21 protein-coding genes are annotated in these 16,609 nt (G+C 65.0%); 11 read left to right on the forward strand and 10 right to left on the reverse strand.

The annotated features are described in order from the left end of the window. Positions 1-28 precede the first annotated feature (28 nt). The gene (locus CK228_RS19570) at positions 29-337 is read left to right on the forward strand and encodes an NIPSNAP family protein (protein ID WP_095774744.1); all 309 of its coding nucleotides are present in this window, start codon (positions 29-31) and stop codon (positions 335-337) included. Positions 338-373: 36 nt separating this feature from the next. Here the strand turns inward: CK228_RS19570 and CK228_RS19575 are convergent, their stop codons facing one another. The 6 genes from CK228_RS19575 to hemC form a co-directional block, all read right to left on the reverse strand. Then, the gene (locus CK228_RS19575) at positions 374-1,090 is read right to left on the reverse strand and encodes a glutamine amidotransferase (protein WP_095774745.1); all 717 of its coding nucleotides are present in this window, start codon (positions 1,088-1,090) and stop codon (positions 374-376) included. 18 nt (positions 1,091-1,108) lie between these two features. Continuing rightward, entirely contained in the window at positions 1,109-1,588 is a 480-nt protein-coding gene (locus CK228_RS19580) for a TerB family tellurite resistance protein (RefSeq protein WP_095774746.1), read from the reverse strand. A gap of 52 nt (positions 1,589-1,640) precedes the next feature. Further along, complete coding sequence (locus CK228_RS19585; RefSeq protein ID WP_095774747.1) at positions 1,641-3,242, reverse strand: heme biosynthesis protein HemY; 1,602 nt, start codon at positions 3,240-3,242, stop codon at positions 1,641-1,643. A gap of 10 nt (positions 3,243-3,252) precedes the next feature. After that, positions 3,253-4,719 carry a COG4223 family protein gene (locus tag CK228_RS19590; protein ID WP_095788903.1) on the reverse strand — a complete coding sequence of 489 codons (1,467 nt, stop codon included), beginning with the start codon at positions 4,717-4,719 and terminating at the stop codon, positions 3,253-3,255. A gap of 110 nt (positions 4,720-4,829) precedes the next feature. Then, positions 4,830-5,546, reverse strand: a complete 717-nt coding sequence (locus CK228_RS19595) for a uroporphyrinogen-III synthase (RefSeq protein ID WP_095788904.1) — start codon at positions 5,544-5,546, stop codon at positions 4,830-4,832. Positions 5,547-5,548: 2 nt separating this feature from the next. Further along, on the reverse strand, positions 5,549-6,475 hold the full coding sequence (gene hemC, locus CK228_RS19600) for a hydroxymethylbilane synthase (RefSeq protein ID WP_095788905.1): 927 nt from the start codon (positions 6,473-6,475) through the stop codon (positions 5,549-5,551). 102 nt (positions 6,476-6,577) lie between these two features. Here hemC and tsaD point away from each other — a divergent pair, with 102 nt between their 5' ends. The 7 genes from tsaD to CK228_RS19635 all read left to right on the forward strand — a co-directional run bounded on the left by tsaD (position 6,578) and on the right by CK228_RS19635 (position 11,390). Continuing rightward, complete coding sequence (tsaD, locus tag CK228_RS19605; protein WP_179295985.1) at positions 6,578-7,663, forward strand: tRNA (adenosine(37)-N6)-threonylcarbamoyltransferase complex transferase subunit TsaD; 1,086 nt, start codon at positions 6,578-6,580, stop codon at positions 7,661-7,663. Continuing rightward, positions 7,660-8,691, forward strand: a complete 1,032-nt coding sequence (locus tag CK228_RS19610) for an NAD(P)H-dependent glycerol-3-phosphate dehydrogenase (RefSeq protein WP_095788907.1) — start codon at positions 7,660-7,662, stop codon at positions 8,689-8,691. The genes tsaD and CK228_RS19610 overlap by 4 nt, the downstream gene beginning before the upstream one ends. A 40-nt stretch (positions 8,692-8,731) precedes the next feature. Then, positions 8,732-9,028 carry a YciI-like protein gene (locus tag CK228_RS19615; protein WP_095788908.1) on the forward strand — a complete coding sequence of 99 codons (297 nt, stop codon included), beginning with the start codon at positions 8,732-8,734 and terminating at the stop codon, positions 9,026-9,028. 38 nt (positions 9,029-9,066) lie between these two features. Continuing rightward, complete coding sequence (locus CK228_RS19620) at positions 9,067-9,492, forward strand: EVE domain-containing protein (protein WP_019861976.1); 426 nt, start codon at positions 9,067-9,069, stop codon at positions 9,490-9,492. Then, positions 9,447-10,145 (forward strand): methyltransferase, encoded by a 699-nt coding sequence (locus tag CK228_RS19625; protein WP_179295978.1) that lies wholly within the window; start codon positions 9,447-9,449, stop codon positions 10,143-10,145. The genes CK228_RS19620 and CK228_RS19625 overlap by 46 nt, the downstream gene beginning before the upstream one ends. A gap of 69 nt (positions 10,146-10,214) precedes the next feature. Beyond that, positions 10,215-10,631: a DUF1761 domain-containing protein gene (locus tag CK228_RS19630; protein WP_095774755.1), complete on the forward strand. Its 417-nt coding sequence runs from the start codon at positions 10,215-10,217 to the stop codon at positions 10,629-10,631. Positions 10,632-10,646: 15 nt separating this feature from the next. Next, complete coding sequence (locus tag CK228_RS19635; protein ID WP_095774756.1) at positions 10,647-11,390, forward strand: glycosyltransferase family 25 protein; 744 nt, start codon at positions 10,647-10,649, stop codon at positions 11,388-11,390. 24 nt (positions 11,391-11,414) lie between these two features. Here the strand turns inward: CK228_RS19635 and gcvA are convergent, their stop codons facing one another. Beyond that, positions 11,415-12,347: a transcriptional regulator GcvA gene (gcvA, locus tag CK228_RS19640; protein WP_095774757.1), complete on the reverse strand. Its 933-nt coding sequence runs from the start codon at positions 12,345-12,347 to the stop codon at positions 11,415-11,417. 130 nt (positions 12,348-12,477) lie between these two features. Between gcvA and CK228_RS19645 the strand changes: the two genes are divergently transcribed. Next, positions 12,478-12,720: a hypothetical protein gene (locus CK228_RS19645; protein WP_095774758.1), complete on the forward strand. Its 243-nt coding sequence runs from the start codon at positions 12,478-12,480 to the stop codon at positions 12,718-12,720. 63 nt (positions 12,721-12,783) lie between these two features. Here CK228_RS19645 and CK228_RS19650 read toward each other — a convergent pair whose 3' ends face one another. Beyond that, entirely contained in the window at positions 12,784-13,320 is a 537-nt protein-coding gene (locus CK228_RS19650; protein WP_179295986.1) for a L,D-transpeptidase, read from the reverse strand. 144 nt (positions 13,321-13,464) lie between these two features. On the opposite strand from CK228_RS19650, the gene CK228_RS19655 reads away from it, so the two are divergent. Next, positions 13,465-14,148, forward strand: a complete 684-nt coding sequence (locus tag CK228_RS19655) for a response regulator transcription factor (RefSeq protein WP_010912284.1) — start codon at positions 13,465-13,467, stop codon at positions 14,146-14,148. A gap of 122 nt (positions 14,149-14,270) precedes the next feature. Next, a complete protein-coding gene (locus CK228_RS19660) occupies positions 14,271-14,729 on the forward strand; it encodes a cyclic nucleotide-binding domain-containing protein (RefSeq protein WP_095774760.1) in 459 nt (152 codons plus the stop codon). A 53-nt stretch (positions 14,730-14,782) separates the two neighbouring features. Here CK228_RS19660 and CK228_RS19665 read toward each other — a convergent pair whose 3' ends face one another. After that, positions 14,783-15,589, reverse strand: a complete 807-nt coding sequence (locus tag CK228_RS19665; protein WP_095774761.1) for an exodeoxyribonuclease III — start codon at positions 15,587-15,589, stop codon at positions 14,783-14,785. 222 nt (positions 15,590-15,811) lie between these two features. Beyond that, on the reverse strand, positions 15,812-16,492 hold the full coding sequence (locus CK228_RS19670) for an outer membrane lipoprotein carrier protein LolA (RefSeq protein ID WP_095774762.1): 681 nt from the start codon (positions 16,490-16,492) through the stop codon (positions 15,812-15,814). Positions 16,493-16,609: the final 117 nt, after the last annotated feature.

Genomic DNA, 16,609 nt, shown 5'->3' on the forward strand with positions numbered 1-16,609 from the left:
GATACCTCACCCTGTCACAGGAAATCCCATGATCACGTGCTACCTGAAATATGTCATCGACCCTTACAAGCTTGCCGAGTTTGAAGAATATGGCCGCCGCTGGATCGGTCTGGTCAATCGCCTCGGCGGAAACCATCATGGCTATTTCCTCCCAAGCGAAGGAGCCAACAATATCGCCTATGCCATGTTCAGCTTTCCGAGCCTTGCCGACTACGAGGACTATCGCATGCGGATGGCGGCCGACCCGGAATGCCAGGATGTGTTTGAAGCGGAAAAACGCAATCGCAGCATTTTGAGCTATGAGCGCAGCTTCATGCGGCCGGTGCTCGAACCCTAGAATAACAGTCCGCCCGGAATTGCGAAACGGACGGAGCTATCGCACCGCCGGCCTGCCGAACACCATGCGCAGGAATTCGTCCAGCCAGCGCTTCAGATGCATGTCCCAGATCAGCCGGCCGCCGAGGTGATCGCGGCCGGGCTGCGCGCCCGGCAATTCGAAGCGATGCGCGCCGCGCACCACCCAGCGCTGCATCATCACCCGGGTCAGTTCGCCATGGAACTGGATGCCCCAGGCATTGTCGCCATAGCGAAACGCCTGGTTGGGGTAGGTCTCGGCCGTCGCCAGCAGCGTTGCGTCGCTGGGCAGGGAAAAGCCCTCGCGGTGGAACTGGTAGACCATTTCCGGCCAGTGCATGAGGTTCCTGCCGGCCTCGGTCGCCTTGATCGGATACCAGCCGATCTCGACCAGCCCTTCGCCGTGGCCCTCGACCTTGCCGCCGAGATGGTTGACCAGCATCTGCGCACCAAGGCAGATGCCGAGGCACGGCCGGTTTTCCCTGAGCGGGATTTCCAGCCAGTTGGTCTCGCGGCGAACGAACTCATCCTCGTCATTGGCGCTCATCGGTCCGCCGAACACCACCGTGCCGGCATGGCCGTCCAGCGTCTCCGGCAAGGCGTCGCCGAGCGGCGGCCGACGGATATCGAGCTCGAAACCCTCTTCGATGAGCATATGGCCGACGCGTCCGGGGCTCGAATTCTCCTGGTGCAGCAGGATCAGGATTTTTGGCTTCGAGCTCGTTGCGCGCGGCATCGTCAGGCGAGTTCCCGTCTATTCGTCGCTCGAAATTCCGCGCGCGCCCGGCGCCTGCGCCGCCGCCTTGCGGCGCGCCTCGACCCGGTCGTGGCGTTCGACGCCAATCAGTTCGGCGACGCGCCACACCGTATTGTCCTCGAGTTCGTGCAACTCGCCATCGGCATATACGATCTCCCACATCAGGCCGATGAAGGCCTTGCGCCCGTCCGCGTCGAGATGGCGCTTGAGCACGCTGGTGAAGGCATAGAGGTCGATCGCCTCATTGTCGGCCCGCTCGCCGGCAGCGGCGAGCGCTTCGAGTTCGGCGCCGCTGATCGAGTAGCTCTCGGAGAGCACGGCCTTGAACCGCTCCCATTCGACATCCTGGCGCACGCCGTCGGCATTCATCACATGGTAGAGCAGCGCCGAGGCGGCGACGCGCGGATCGTCCGTGCTGGTATGCGCCCCGGCGCCGGCCGGCAAATCCCTGAGAAACGATAGAACGCGTTCGAACATCAATCCATTCCCAAACGGCCCAAGGGCCAAGTCAAACACCCGAAGGCCAAGATCAAAACAGCCGGAAGCGGCGCGGCGATTTTTCCGCTTCCTCGTCCGGATCGACGCCCGGATCATCCGGCAGCCGCGCCAATTCTTCAGCCGGCTCGACGGCCTCGGCATCGGCCGGCACCGCCGCGAACGCAGCCGCCGTGACCGGCGTGACCTGGTCTTCGCTTCTATCGGTTCCCTTGCCCGTTGTCTCGCTGCCCGCCGTGGCAGGCTCGATCGCTTCGACCGGCTTTTCACTGGCCGGCTTCGCCAGCGCCTCGATCACCGGCACGGTGGCCTCAGGCGCATCGTCGCGGCCGTCGATCAACTGGCCAAGCCGCTCCATCGGCGCGCGCCACTCGAAGGCGTCGAGCCGTCCGGTAACTGGCGATACCGGCACCCAGCGTTCCGAAACGACGCCATCAGCGACCCAGGCCGGATCGCGTGGCGCTCGTACCGCCTTGGAGAGCAGCTGCCGCACCTTGCCCTGGTCGCCCGTCTCGGCCTCCTCGATGTCGGCCAGCAGCAGATAGGCGCCTTCGCGGCGGTCCATCCGGATCGCCGCCTCGGCCTCGCTGCGAGCGGTGGCGAAATCCTGTGCGTCGAGCGCGGCACGCGCCACGGTCATCGACGATTCGGCGTGGTTCTTCTTCATCTCCTGCAGCTTCTTCGCCCGGTTGAGACGGTCGAGCACGGCGTCACCCGGCCTGGCATGGGTGTAGAGCTCGGCAATCTCGGGATGCGGCTCGGCCCTCCAGGCGGTCTCCAGGATTTTCGAACCCTTGCGCACATCGTTCTGCCTGAACAGCGCTGCGGCGGCGGCAACCGCGGCAGGGGCGAAATCCGGCTGCAGCTTGTTGGCCTCTAGCGCCGCGCTTCTTGCCGCATTGGGATCGCTGTCCGCAAGCGACTGCGCCTTGGCGGTCAACAGCACGGCGCGACGGCGGTTGGCGGCGTCGCGCTCGATCTGCCGCGTCGCCTTCTGCGCGTCGACCAGTTTCAAGGCGCCGTCCCAATCGCCGCGCGCGGTCAATTCCTCCAGTGTCGATTCGGCCGCCCAGGCCAGCTGCGGCGCAACGGCGGCAGCGCGGCCGGCATAGTGGCGGGCGGCATTGCGGTCACCCAGCCGTTCGGCTTCGAGATAAAGCCCGCGCAGGCCGAGCAGCCGCATTTCGGGATCGTCGAGCATGCTTTCGAACTTCTGGCGCGCCCCTTCATGGTCGCCTTCGAGCAGCGAGGCCTGCGCCTCGAGCAGATGGATCAGCGGTTCCTGATCGGAACGGATCAGCTTGGCCGCTTCCTTGGTCTTCTTGCGGGCCAGCGCGCCGTCGCCGGCGCCGGCCGCGATCATGCCGGTCGACAGCGCCTGATAACCGCGGTCGCGGCGGCGCACGCGGAAATAGCGCGAGATGGTATAGGGGCTGTTCCACAGCGACCTGACCAGCCACCACAGGATCATCACGGCGGCGACCACGGCGACGATGGCCACCGCCGCCACCATCAGGCTGACCTGGTACTGATAGCCGTTGAAGGTGACGACCATGTCGCCCGGCCGGTCGGCCAGCCAGGCAAAGCCGAGCCCGAGCGCGAAGACGACGATGAGGAAGGCGAGCAGGCGGATCATCGTTTTGCCCTCATGCCTTCATCGCGCCGGAGATCAGCGCGTCGACCTGGGTTTCGACCTCGATGCGCGCCTTCAGTTTGCCGGCAAAGTCGGCGCCGGCGGCCTTCACGGCCTCAGGCAGCGAATTGTACTCGCCGAGCGCCTTGGCATAGTCGCCCTGCGTGACGGCGACTTCCATGCGCGCCACGGTTTCCGGCGCGCCGGGACCCTCGACGGCGCCGATCGGCCGCACCTTGACCAGCGATTCGGCGCTCGCCATCAGGTTCTGCAGGAAGCCGGCATTCTGGTCGACCGGCGTAGCGGCGGCGACCATGGCATTGGCGGCGGCATCCATCTGCGCGGCGATCTCGGTGCGGGTGGGCACGCCTTTTTCGGCATAGGGCCGCAAGGTCGCGAGCTCAGGCGCGTTGGGCGAAATCGCCGCGAGCGTATCGAGTTCAGCCGAGAACGGCGCACCGCGTTCGAGCGCCGACTTCAAGGCCGACGCGGCAATGGCGAGCGCGATCTTCGGCTGTCCTGCCGCCGCCTCGACCTTGCCGGAAAGCTGCGACACCGACTGTTCCAGCGCGGCGAGCCGGCTGTCCTGGGCCTTCGCCGCTTCGCCTGTCGATTTCACCAGCGCGTCGAGACCGGCGAGTTTTTCGTTGAGCGGGCCGAGATCGACCGGCTCCGCGCTGCCGGCCTTGCCGAGGGCGGCGACCGCGGTTTCGATCTGCTTGACCTTGTCGCCAAGGGCTGCAAGCCCGGCATTGTCGCCCGCGCCGCCTTGTTCGACCGCCGATTTCAGCGCCGCGACATCGGCTTTTACCTGCTCCAGTCCCGAGGAAAGTCCGACCACCTTGGCCGCTGCGTCGTTGTTGCCGCCGCCGTCCTTCAGCCCGGCAATCTCGGTTTTCAGCGAAGCGATCTCGCCATTGACGCCGTCGAGCGAGACGCCGGCGCCGGAACCCGGCGCGCCAAGCAGGCCGGCAAATTGCAGGCCGCCGGCGCCGGCGAGCGCGATGACGCCACCGATAATCCCGGCAGCGATGCCGTTCAGGCCGCCACGCTTTGCCGCGGCCGGCGCCATCTTTTCGTCCCGCGTCTGGGTTTTTGCCTTGCCGTCGTCGGTGCGCTTCGCCGACGCATCCTCGAAATTGTAGTCGGAGGCGGCAGTGCGGTCGGCTGGCGCATCCGAACCGGGATAGGGCATCTCCGGCTCAACAGCCTTGGCCTCCGCGGGCGGCTCGGTTCCGGCCTGCCCCACGCCGTCGGCATGCTCCCAGGGTTCGAGATCGGTCTGGTCGGCATGCACCGGCTCTTCGGGAGCCTCCGGCTGCGAGGCATTGGCGGCTTCTTCAGCCTTCGCCTCGTCTGTCTCGGCCGCTGCCTTGGCGGCACCCTCCTCGACGATGCGGGAAACGGCACCGGGCTCGAGATCGATGGTCACCGGCTCGCGGCGGCTTTTCGAGTGTCGCATCTTCGGCGTCTTGACCATGCCTGGGCTCCGCAAAATTCGCTTCCTCTCAACGCCTGCCGGCGCGTGATGGTTCAGAAAGGGTCTAGCACATCACCAAGCGGTGAAAAGGGGCGGTGTGATGACGCGGCTCAGGGCAGCACCCGCAAAAGCGCCAGCAGCGCCTCCTCATCGGGCTGTGCGGCAACGCGGATCGCTTTGCCGGCGCCATCGTCGAAAGCGTCGGCGATGCGTGCGGAGAGCGCGATAAACCGCGTTTTTTGAAAGGCCTCTTGCAGAGCCGGCCGCTTGGTCAAGGCCTGCATTGCGGCGGCCGCCTTGGCCGAATAGAGCAGCACCGCATCGACCGGCTGGCCCGACAGCAGCGCAAGGATGGTCTCGTCGGAATACGGCACCGGGAGCGTGTCATACGTCTCCACGGCGCGGAGCCGGACTCCAGCCGCCTCCAGCCGTTGTTCAAACACGGGAAACCGCACGCGTCCGCAGAGATAGGTGACTGTCTTGCCGGGAAAAGCCGCCGCCATTGCGTCGGCCAGCGCCTCGGCATCGCCTGACCCTTCAATGATGGAAGAAAACCCCATCTTGCGCGCCGCTTCGGCGGTCCTGGCGCCCACGGCATGGCAAGGCAGGGCGGCAAGCGCCGCGATGACCTCGTTCGGGGCATGGCGCACGGCATTGGCGCTGGTAACGGCAACCGCGACGGCATCGCCGGTGACGAGCCCCGCATCGACAGGCAGAGCCACTGTTTCGGTCAGCGGCAGAACGACCGGCTGGAATCCCGTGTCCTGAAGCCGCCGCGCCGTGCGCGATGCGCCCGGTTCCGGTCTGGTCACCAGGACGCGAAGCATCTTCAGAGCCAGCCGTCGAAGAACTTTTCGCCGGCCCTGGCCCGCACCGTCCGCGCGGCCTCATCGCCGATGCGCGCGGCATCCTGCGCCGGTCCCTGCAATTCGACCGTATGCGACTGCGTGCCGTCGGGTGAGATGATCAGGCCGGCGAAAGAAAGATTTCCGGCCTCGATCGTCGCATGGCCGGCGATCGGCGTGCGGCAGGAGCCGTCGAGCGCCGCCAGGAAGGCGCGTTCGCAAGCCAGAGCCTGCCCCGTCGGCACATCATGGATGGCGACCAGCATTTTTTCGACAGCGCGATCGCCGATGCGCGCCTCGATGCCGATCGCGCCCTGGCCGGGTGCGGGCGGAAAAATGTCGAGCGGCATCAAGTCGGTGGCGACATGCTCCAGGCCCAGCCGCTTCAGCCCGGCATAGGCGAGGATGGTGCCGGCGGCGATCCCTTCGTCGAGCTTGCGCAGTCGCGTCTGCACATTGCCGCGGAACATCACCACCTCGAGATCCGGCCGCATGCGGCGGATCAGCGCCTGCCGCCTGAGCGACGACGAGCCGACCTTGGCGCCGCGCGGCAGCTCGGCGATGGTCTTTGCCGCCCTACCGACAAAGGCGTCGCGCGCGTCCTCACGCGGCAGGAATGCGCTGAGTTCCAGACCGTCCGGCAATCGTGTCGGCATGTCTTTCGACGAATGCACGGCGATGTCGATCGCACCGGCGAGCAGCGCCTCCTCGATTTCCTTGGTGAACAGCCCCTTGCCGCCGGCTTCCGACAGCGGCCTGTCCTGGATGCGGTCGCCGCTGGTCGAGATGATGACGACCTCGAAGGCTTCCGCCGGCAGGCCATGCGCGGCCATCAGCCGCGCCTGTGTTTCATGCGCCTGGGCCAGCGCCAGCGGGCTGCCGCGTGTTCCGATTTTCAAGATTGTTTGCATGGCGCGCGGTCCGTGATAACCCCCCGGCTGGCTTTGCGTTCCCGGCATTCTCCCTAAAGGGGAACGCTTGGCTGCACAATCTCTTGGGATAGCGACGAATTGATCCGCGTTCTGGGCATTGAGACGAGTTGCGACGAAACCGCCGCCAGCGTGGTGGCGCTGGAGGGCGCTGCCGCGCCGAAAATCCTGTCCAATATCGTGCTTTCCCAGATCGAGGAACATGCCGCCTTCGGCGGTGTCGTACCCGAGATCGCCGCCCGCGCCCATGTCGAGGCGCTGGACGGCATCGTCGAGGCCGCGCTGGCCGATTCGGGCACGACCCTAGCCGATATCGATGCCATCGCCGCCACCGCCGGCCCCGGCCTGGTCGGCGGCCTGATCGTCGGGCTGATGACGGCCAAGGCGATCGCCGCCGCCGCCGGCAAGCCGTTGATCGCCGTCAACCACCTCGAAGGCCACGCCTTGACGGCGCGACTGACCGACGGGCTCGAATTCCCCTATCTGCTGCTGCTGGTCTCCGGCGGCCACACGCAAATCCTGGCGGTGCGCGGCGTCGGCGACTATCAGCGCTGGGCCACCACCATCGACGACGCGCTCGGCGAAGCCTTCGACAAGACCGCCAAGATGCTTGGCCTGCCCTATCCCGGCGGACCGAATGTCGAGACGGCGGCTCTATCGGGTGACGCCTCGCGCTTTGCCTTCCCCCGTCCGATGAAGGGTTCGGCGCAGCCCGACTTCTCCTTCTCGGGCCTGAAGACCGCTGTGCGCCAGGCGGCGACCGCGATCGAGCCGCTGAGCGACCAGGACGTCGCCGACATCTGCGCCTCGTTCCAGGCGGCGGTCGCCGATGCGCTGGCTGACCGCGTTTCGCGCGCGCTGGCGCGATTCGGCCAGACATTTCCCGGCACGAAAAACCCGGCGCTGGTGGTTGCCGGCGGCGTCGCCGCCAACCGCACCATCAAGGCAACGCTGGAACGGCTGTGCGCCGAGGCCGGGTTCACCTTCGTCGCGCCGCCGCTGAAACTGTGTACCGACAATGCCGCGATGATCGCCTGGGCCGGCATCGAACGGCTGCGCGAAGGCATGGCGCAGGAGAACGGCTTCGATTTCGTGCCGCGCTCGCGCTGGCCGCTGGACAGCATCTCGGCGCCGATGGTCGGTTCCGGCCGGCGCGGAGCCAAGGCATGACGGGTGAAGCGGTGAGCGGCCAAGACGTCGGCAATCCCGGTAAAGGCGGCTGGCGGGTCGCCGTGCTGGGCGGCGGCGCCTGGGGCACGGCGCTGGCGCTGGCCATGCTGCGCGCCGGCCATAAGGTGCGGCTGTTCGCGCGCGATCCGCAAACCGTGGCCGCGATCGGCCAAGGCCAGAATCCACGCTATCTGCCCGGCATCGCCATTGCGCCCGGCATCGAAGCGACAACAGACATTGCGGCGGCGCTCTCGGGGGCCCATTGCGTGCTGGCGGTAACGCCGGCGCAGTCGCTGCGGGCGACGCTGGCGGCCGCGAAGGACCATATGCCGGGCGGCATCCCGCTTGTGCTCTGCGCCAAGGGCATCGAGCGCGACACCGGCGCCTTGCTGTCGGCAATTGTCGACGAAATCCTGCCGCGAAATCCGGTCGCCGCGCTGTCGGGCCCGAGCTTCGCCACCGATGTCGCCCGCGGCCTGCCGACAGCGGTCGTGGTCGCCGCCCGCGACGAGGCGCTGGCGGCTGACCTTGCCGCCCGCTTTTCCGCCGAAAACCTGCGCTGCTACTCGAGCGACGACCTGATCGGCGTCGAGATCGGCGGCGCCTTGAAGAATGTCTTTGCCATCGCCGCGGGCGCCATCACCGGCGCCGGGCTTGGCGCCAGCGCCCAGGCCGCCATGGTGACGCGCGGCTTCGTCGAACTGCGCCGCATCGGTGCCGCCTTCGGCGCCAGGCCCGAGACCTTGATGGGGCTTTCCGGCCTTGGCGACCTGCTGCTGACCTGCTCGTCGGCGCAATCGCGCAACTTCGCCTACGGGCTGGCGCTCGGGCAAGGCAAGGCGCTTGCCGGACTGGCGCTGGCCGAGGGCGTGCCGACGGCGGCGATCGCCGCCCGCATCGCCACCGAGCGCGGCATCGACGCGCCGATCATAACCGCCGTGGCGGCCATACTGGACGGCACCATCACCATCGGCCAGGCGGTGACGGCCCTGATGACCCGGCCGCTGAAGACCGAAACCAACGATTGATCCCCACGACTCTGATCCAGAAGAACCCAGGAGAAAGACCATGCTGTTCGCTTTGGTTTGCAAGGACAAGCCCGCGAGCCTGCAGGTGCGCCTCGACACGCGGCCCGAGCATGTCGCTTTTCTCGAAGGGCTGAATGCGGACAAGAGACTGGCCTTCGCCGGTCCGTTCCTCGATGCCGACGGCAAGCCCAATGGCAGTCTCGTGGTCGTCGAGGCGCCGGATCTGGCCGCGGCGCAGGCCTTGTCGGCCGCCGACCCCTATGCCAAGGCGGGCCTGTTCGAAAGCGTCGAAATTCGCCAGTGGAACTGGACGTTCAACAAGCCGGCGGCTAGTTAATTCCGGTTGCCCGCACCTCGATCGCACGGAGGAGAAACATGAACTACTGGCTGTTCAAATCCGAACCCTCGGTTTTCTCTTTCGAGGCGTTGAAGGCCAAGGGCAAGGCCGGCACGCAATGGGACGGCGTGCGCAACTACGCCGCCCGCAACAACATGAAGGCCATGCAGATCGGCGATCTCGGCTTCTTCTACCATTCCAATGAGGGGCTCAACATCGTCGGCATCGCCGAAGTCTGCGCGCTGGCCCACCCCGACACCACTTCGGATGATCCGCGCTGGGAATGCGTGGACATCCGCGCGGTTCGCGATGTGCCGAACCCGCCGACGCTGGAACAGGTGAAAGCCAATCCGAAGCTCGCCGAAATGGCGCTGGTGCGGCTCGGCCGGCTTTCCGTGCAGCCGGTGACTCCGGCCGAATGGAAGGAAGTCTGCCGCATGGGCGGCCTGACGCCCGCTCCGTGACGGCGCTCACCCCGCACAGCGCGAAGCAATTCATCCTCGACAACACGGCGCTGATGGCGCCGCCGCATGTGCCCGAGATTCTGCTGCGTCTCGCCGATGAAGCGCACGATCTGTGGCAGCGCACCGAGGACGAACTGGTCGAGATCGGCCTGCCGCCGCCCTTCTGGGCCTTTGCCTGGGCCGGCGGACAGGGCCTTGCCCGCTATGTCCTGGACAATCCCGACACGGTGCGAGGCAAGCGCGTGCTCGACTTCGCCTCAGGCTCCGGCCTTGTCGCCATCGCCGCCGCCAAGGCGGACGCTGCCGCAGTTATCGCAGCCGACATCGACCCGTTTTGCGCCACGGCGATCCGCCTCAACAGCGAGGCCAATGGCGTCGGGATCGGCTACCTCGGCACGGATTGCATCGGCACCGACGCGGGCTGGGACGTGGTGCTGGCCGGCGACGTTTTCTACGACAAATCCTTCGCCGACCGCCTGATGCCGTGGTTCGCGACACTCAAGGCGCGCGGAGCCGAGATCTTCGTCGGCGATCCCGGCCGGTCGTATCTGCCGAAATCGGGGCTGGAGCCGCTTGCGGTCTATGAGGTGGAGGTCACGCGGGCGCTGGAGGATTCCCTGGTCAAGCGCACCACCGTCTGGCGCTTTGCTTGACGCCATCGCCGAAGCGCCTGATACAGAATGCGTGCATGTCGCATGGCCTGCATCTGGAGGGGGAAGCTCATGGATTTTTCAGCAGTGAACTGGCTGGCGGTCATTGCCGCCGCCGTCTTGGCCTGGCTGTTCGGCGCCGCCTGGTACATGGCGTTGAGCAAGCCGTGGCTGAAGGCCGCCAAGCTCGATCCGGCGACGATGAAGAAATCGCCCCTGCCTTTCGTCATCAGCTTCGTCGCCGAACTGGTCATGGCCTACATCATGGCCCTGATCGTCGCCGCGATGACGGGCGGTGAACCGACATTGCTCGCCGGACTTGTCTTCGGCTTCGTGCTTTGGCTGGGGTTCATCGCCACGACGCTGTCGGTCAACCATCGCTACGAAAATTTCGGCTGGGACCTGACCCTCATCGACGGTGGTCACTGGCTGGGCGTCCTGTTGATCGTCGGCGCGGTGATCGGCTGGTTCGGCGCCGCGGCAAGCTAAGGCGGCGCGTTGACGATGGCGGACGAGTCCGGCTTTCCACGCGACCAGGTGTTCAGCCGGATCTGCCACGTCAAGCAGGGCTATGACGACCGGCGCCGGCACATTGTCCGCGAATTCGAGCGGCGCGGCGTGCCGGTCTATTTTTACACGGACTGGGACCAGGCAGACATCACGCCGGAAATCCGAAACGAGCTGGTCGCGCCAGCCCTTACCCATCCGGCGACCGTCTCGCTGGCGCTGAAGCATGTCGGCATCTGGCGCGACTTCCTCGAGACCGACCTTCCCTATTGCCTCGTGTTCGAGGACGACGTCTTCCTCGCCCGCGACTTCGTCGCCAAGTTCCGGCAGGGGCTTTCCGAACTCGGCAGCCCCAGCCGCAAGGCCGTCATCTATCTCGGCAATGGCAGCAACTACTACACGCCGGGCTGGAAATTGCGGAAGGGCCAGAAGCTTTATCCGGCACTGCATGCCAGATGCACCGATTCCTACCTTATTACCCGCCCGGTTGCCGAGGCCCGTTGCGCCTGGATCGCGCAAAACAAGATATCGACGGCGATCGATCACCAGATTGAGCAGATGGACGAGAGGCTCGGGGTTGAAATGCTTTGGTTCGAACGGCCCATTGTCGAACAGGGCAGCGAAAACGGGGCGTTTCAGACGTCCATTTCGGCGAAAAGATACCCGCGTCTTTACAAAAGCGTGAAATGGAACTGGAAGAAGTACACGCGCATGATCTTCGGCCATAGCGCCCGGTCGTGACCGAAGGACAGGCCCGGCAGCGGCCTACACCTTCTCCGTGCCGTGCGTCTTTGCCGCTTCCTCCAGCAGCCACTCACGAAACGCCGCGATGCGGGCGTCGTCCTTCACGGCTTCCGGATAAACCAGGAAATAGGCGAAGTCCGGCGCGACCTTGATGCCGAGCTCGAAGGGGCGCACGAGACGCCCTTGCGACAGGTCGTTGGCGACCATGGCGAAGTCGGCCAGCGCCACGGCATTGCCGTCGAGGGCCGCCTGCGTGGCATCGGTCGAGGAGCCGAAGACGAGGGTGCGGCTGTCGTCGAAATCGTCGACGCCGGCCGCCTGCATCCACATGCTCCAGTTCGGCCAGGTGACACCTTGCCGCGACCAATCGATATGCGCGAGCGTGTGCTGGAAGAGATCGCGCGGTTCGTTGAGCGGCGGCCCGGAAGCCAGCAGCGCCGGGCTGCACACCGGGATGATGATGTTGTCGAACAGCCGGTGCGCGCAAAGCCCGGCATATCTGCCGGTGCCGAACCGGATGCCGATATCGACGTCGTCGCGCTCGAAGTCCCTGACATCGTAGGAGATGTCGAAACGCAACTCGATGCCTGGCCGCTGGCGGCGGAAATCGTCGATGCGCCGCATCAGCCATTTCGTCGCAAACTGGGCGTCGAGCGTCACTTTCAAGAGCGACGTGCCGCGCGTCATCTTGCGGGCGCGCGACACCGCCCGGTTGAGCAGGTCGAGCGCATCGATCGACGCTTCGTGAAGCACGTTTCCAGCTTCCGTCAGCCGCATGGTGCGGCTGGTGCGCGTGAACAGCACCAGGTCGAGTTGATCCTCGATTTCCTTGACCTGGTGGCTGACCGCGGCCGGCGTCAGCCCAAGCTCGTCGGCGGCGCGGGTGAAATTGAGGTGACGCGCCGCCGCCTCGAAGGTCCTCAGCGCGCGCGTTCCGGGCAGGAGGCGAGACATCTGATCTCCAAATAAAACTTGATAATCTGAAAAGAACTACTCGTTTCCCGTTTGTTTTTCAATCCAGCATGATCTCGACATCGAGATACCTTCAAACCGGATTTGATATCCGGAGAAACCGGATAAAGCCATGACCGACATCGCTCTGAAGTCCCACACCACCCAGAAATCATCTCTCACGCAGTGGCTGCGCGCCACGTTCGACTGGCTGCGCCAGGCCAACGTCGCCGCCAGGCTTCCCTTGGAATCGGTCGACGACCTCTCCGACCGTGAACTGCGCGATATCGGCGGCGAACGCCGCGACATTGCCAGGGCGATGGACCGTGAGCTTCGCGAAATCGGACTGCTGGGCACGGGTTGGCAGAAGCGATAGAAAAGGGATTGGGCAGTAGGCGGTAGGGAATAGGCGTAGAAAGAGATGCCTACTGCCCATTCCCTACCGCACCACCCTCACCATCGTCCTATCCGACAGCAGCGGCAGCAGCCGGGCCATCGTGCGCGCGGTCACCGCCACGCAACCTTGCGTCGGCGTGAAATCTGGCCGCGCCAGGTGAAAGAAGATGGCGCTGCCGCGCCCGCGGCGGCGCGGCGCGATGTTCCAGTCGAGCACCAGGCAGGCGTCGTAGAGCCGGTCGTCGCGCCGCATGCGCTCGTGGCTGGCGCCATAGGGGATCTTGACCGGCCTGTTGTAGTTGCGGTCGTCAGATACCTCGCACCAGCCGAGATCGGGCCCGATCGGCGTCATTGCCAGCCGCGTCCGGCGGCCACCGGCAAACTCATCTCCCCGGAAATAACCCGACAGGATCCGCATCGAGCCGAGCGGCGTGGCGCCATCGCCCTCGCGCTTGTCGGCCGAGATGCCGCCACGCCCCAGCGCGCAGGCAAACACTGTTTTTCCGACCTGCAGCAGGCCCTGGCTGGGGTGGCCGGGCCTTGCCCGCACGGTCAGCACACGCAGCCGTTTCGGCAAAATTGCGCCGGCTGCATTGCGATCGCGTTTTTTCTTGTATGATCGTGCCACGGAACAAATCACTGTGATCGGCTGTTGTGTCGGCCAGCTTCCGCATAAATACGCAGCGGTCAACTGAATTTCATTTTCAAAACAACGGATTGATCCATGACTTCACGCACCATCCTAATCGTCGACGACGACGACGACCTGCGCGGCACACTGGTCGAGCAACTCGCCCTCTACGAGGAATTCGACGTGTTGCAGGAAGCGACTGCGGCAAAAGGCGTCACGGCGGCACGCGGCGGCCTCATCGACCTGCTCATCATGGATGTCGGCCTGCCCGACATGGACGGCCGCGAGGCCGTCAAAATCCTGCGCAAGGGCGGCTACAAGGCGCCCATCATCATGCTGACCGGCCACGACACCGATTCGGACACGATTCTGGGTCTCGAGGCCGGCGCCAACGACTATGTGACGAAGCCGTTCCGCTTCGCGGTGCTGCTGGCGCGCATCCGTGCCCAGCTGCGCCAGCACGAGCAGAGCGAGGACGCGACCTTCTCGGTCGGCCCCTACACTTTCAAACCCAGCCAGAAGCTGCTCATCGACCCGCGTGGCGGCAAGGTGCGGCTGACGGAGAAGGAAGCCTCGATCATCAAATATCTCTACCGCGCCGACCAAAAGGTGGTGACGCGCGACGTGCTGCTGGAGGAAGTCTGGGGCTACAATTCCGGCGTCACCACGCACACGCTGGAAACCCATGTCTACCGGCTGCGCCAGAAGATCGAGCGCGATCCTTCCAATGCGGAAATTCTTGTGACAGAAAGCGGTGGCTACAAGCTGGTTCCTTAAACATTTCATTATCCAATAGGCGGTCTGGGCGGGACCGCTTTCGGGTGCGATCCTGTTGGAGGGGATTAAGGATCGACTCGTGAAGGAGGGATTGGACTGACCGTTCGGGGACGCAGCTAGAGATGGCGTTGGATGACGACATCCGCATCCTGTCCGCCGTGAGGCTCTTCCAGGGTTTCACGCAGGAACAGCTGCGCCTGCTCGCCTTCGGCGCCGAGACCACCCTGCTGCAGGCCAACCACAAGCTCTACCGCGAGGACGACGAGGCCGATACGGCCTATGTCGTGGTCAGCGGACGCATCGTGCTCTATCGCGAGCAGAGTGGCGAACGCATCCCGATCGGCACCGCCGGCCCCGGCACCATGCTCAGCGAGCTGGCGTTGATCGCCGACACCAACCGGCTGACCAGCGCGTCGGCCGAAATCGACTCGGAAGTGATCCGGCTCAGCCGCAAGATGTTCCGCCGCATCCTGGAGGAATATCCGGAAGTGGCGGTGAAGCTGCACCAGCGCATCTCCGAGGAATTCCAGGACATGATCCGCCGCATCGAGGAACTGGCGCCACGGTTTTCGGGGAGGTGAGAGCGATCGTCGGTTGCAGCCAGGAACTACATTAGGCGGGAGCTTCGGCACACCTAATCCAGGTTGAACCGCGCGATAACCGGCACATGGTCCGACGGCCGCTCCCAGCCGCGCGCCGCCCGCAGGATTTCGTAGCCGGCGAAATCAGGCACCAGGTTGGGCGACGACCAGACATGGTCGAGCCGCCGGCCCCGGTTCGATGCTTCCCAGTCCTGCGCGCGATAGCTCCACCAGGTGTAGAGCTTCTGGTCGAATGGCACGTTGTGCCGCATCAGGTCGACCCAATTGCCGGCGAGCCGCATCGCCTCGAAGTTTTCGGTCTCGACCGGCGTATGGCTGACCACATTGAGCAATTGCTTGTGCGACCAAACGTCGTGCTCGAGTGGCGCGATGTTGAGGTCGCCGACCAGCACCGAGGCGGACACCTCTGTATGCTCGGCGCGAATGGCGTTCATCTCGGCGACAAAGTCGAGCTTGTGCTTGAATTTCCTGTTGATTTCGGGATCGGGCTCGTCGCCGCCCGCCGGAACGTAGAAATTGTGCAGCAGGATCGTCTTGCCGCCGGCGCGCACCGACACCGACAGATGCCGGCTGTCCTCGATCTCGCAGAAGCGGCGCTTTTCGACCACCGCGATCGGCCGCCGCGCCACCGTGGCGACGCCGTGATAGCCCTTCTGGCCATGAAAGGCGATGTGCTGGTAGCCGAGCCTGCGGAATGCCTTTTCCGGGAACAGCTCGTCCGGAACCTTGGTCTCCTGCAGACACAGCACATCGGGCGCGTATTCATCGAGCAGGCGCTCCACGATCGGCATGCGCAGGCGCACGGAGTTGATGTTCCAGGTGGCGATGGAAAAGGGCATTTGGCAATCCGGACAGCGTGCAGCCAGCCAGGATCGATCGGCCCTGACGGGGAAGACGCCTTTTGAGGGAGTCGGTCCGGAAACTGCCAGCCGCGCGCCGCAAAGACAAGCCGGGCTTGCTGCGAACCCTTCGGGATCGGTCAAAGCCCCCAACTTCCTTCCCTGGGCGAAGCAGGCGCGCAGCGCCGTCGCGGAGCCCCTGGGAGGCTAACAAGTCAGCGATCAGCGCGTCTTCGTATTCAGCTCGCGGTTCGCCGTATAGTCGATGGCAAAGGTGTCGGGCGCGAAGCTGACGCCTTCCTTGGTGTTGAAGATCATCACCGTCGTGTCCTTGCCTTGCGCGTCGGTGATCGTCCACTGGCGCAGATCATAGGTTTTCGGATCGAACATCATGGTGATGCGCGCATTGCCGAACACCGACTTGTCGGAAAGCTGGATGGTGGTGAGGTCGTCTTCTTCCTTGACGCTTTTGACGCGGTCGCCGGAGAGGTCGATCCGGTCATCGAGCAGCAGCTTCAGCGGCGTCTTCGACAACGGATAAAGGTCCGATGTGTTCATCTTCTTGTTGAGGATGACCACCGACTTGCCGTCGGAAATCACCTTGAAATTCGACGCCCCGTCATAGTTGAAGCGGATTTTGCCCGGCCGCTCGAGGAAGAATTTGCCGCCGGTCTGCTCGCCTTTGGGGCCGAACTGCACGAATTCGCCGCTCATCGATTTGACCGAGGAGAAATGGTCGGCGATCTTCTGCGCGGCGGCCGGCACGGCCGCCTGCGCCGAGGCCAGAAGCTCGAACCCGGGCACCACGTTGAAGGCGGCTGCACCGGCAGCGACAAGGCCGAGGCCGAGGAGCTGGCGGCGGGTCGGGGCAAAATCGCTGAGCTTGGAAAGATCGTTTTTCATGTCGGTCACTCTCGTGGTGATTCCTGTACCTGTCGCTGTCCTGAACCCCCAGTTGGGCTGAAGTTTGGCGGGGCGAACGCTGCTTGTTCGCTTGAACGCGCCAGAGCGTTCAAGGTT

It is taken from the genome of Mesorhizobium sp. WSM4312, assembly GCF_002294875.1.
Classification (GTDB): domain Bacteria; phylum Pseudomonadota; class Alphaproteobacteria; order Rhizobiales; family Rhizobiaceae; genus Mesorhizobium.

Bases quoted from the DNA above. Each gene is read 5' to 3' on its own strand.
- CK228_RS19575 (WP_095774745.1), bottom strand. From the start codon at position 1,090: ATGCCGCGCGCAACGAGCTCGAAGCCAAAAATCCTGATCCTGCTGCAC.
- CK228_RS19625 (WP_179295978.1), top strand. From the start codon at position 9,447: ATGGAAGGAAGTCTGCCGCATGGGCGGCCTGACGCCCGCTCCGTGACG.
- CK228_RS19570 (WP_095774744.1), top strand. From the start codon at position 29: ATGATCACGTGCTACCTGAAATATGTCATCGACCCTTACAAGCTTGCC.
- CK228_RS19615 (WP_095788908.1), top strand. From the start codon at position 8,732: ATGCTGTTCGCTTTGGTTTGCAAGGACAAGCCCGCGAGCCTGCAGGTG.
- CK228_RS19660 (WP_095774760.1), top strand. From the start codon at position 14,271: ATGGCGTTGGATGACGACATCCGCATCCTGTCCGCCGTGAGGCTCTTC.
- CK228_RS19670 (WP_095774762.1), bottom strand. From the start codon at position 16,492: ATGAAAAACGATCTTTCCAAGCTCAGCGATTTTGCCCCGACCCGCCGC.
- CK228_RS19595 (WP_095788904.1), bottom strand. From the start codon at position 5,546: ATGCTTCGCGTCCTGGTGACCAGACCGGAACCGGGCGCATCGCGCACG.
- CK228_RS19665 (WP_095774761.1), bottom strand. From the start codon at position 15,589: ATGCCCTTTTCCATCGCCACCTGGAACATCAACTCCGTGCGCCTGCGC.
- gcvA (WP_095774757.1), bottom strand. From the start codon at position 12,347: ATGTCTCGCCTCCTGCCCGGAACGCGCGCGCTGAGGACCTTCGAGGCG.
- hemC (WP_095788905.1), bottom strand. From the start codon at position 6,475: ATGCAAACAATCTTGAAAATCGGAACACGCGGCAGCCCGCTGGCGCTG.
- CK228_RS19590 (WP_095788903.1), bottom strand. From the start codon at position 4,719: ATGGTCAAGACGCCGAAGATGCGACACTCGAAAAGCCGCCGCGAGCCG.
- CK228_RS19630 (WP_095774755.1), top strand. From the start codon at position 10,215: ATGGATTTTTCAGCAGTGAACTGGCTGGCGGTCATTGCCGCCGCCGTC.
- CK228_RS19635 (WP_095774756.1), top strand. From the start codon at position 10,647: ATGGCGGACGAGTCCGGCTTTCCACGCGACCAGGTGTTCAGCCGGATC.
- CK228_RS19655 (WP_010912284.1), top strand. From the start codon at position 13,465: ATGACTTCACGCACCATCCTAATCGTCGACGACGACGACGACCTGCGC.
- CK228_RS19610 (WP_095788907.1), top strand. From the start codon at position 7,660: ATGACGGGTGAAGCGGTGAGCGGCCAAGACGTCGGCAATCCCGGTAAA.
- CK228_RS19585 (WP_095774747.1), bottom strand. From the start codon at position 3,242: ATGATCCGCCTGCTCGCCTTCCTCATCGTCGTCTTCGCGCTCGGGCTC.
- CK228_RS19580 (WP_095774746.1), bottom strand. From the start codon at position 1,588: ATGTTCGAACGCGTTCTATCGTTTCTCAGGGATTTGCCGGCCGGCGCC.
- CK228_RS19620 (WP_019861976.1), top strand. From the start codon at position 9,067: ATGAACTACTGGCTGTTCAAATCCGAACCCTCGGTTTTCTCTTTCGAG.
- CK228_RS19645 (WP_095774758.1), top strand. From the start codon at position 12,478: ATGACCGACATCGCTCTGAAGTCCCACACCACCCAGAAATCATCTCTC.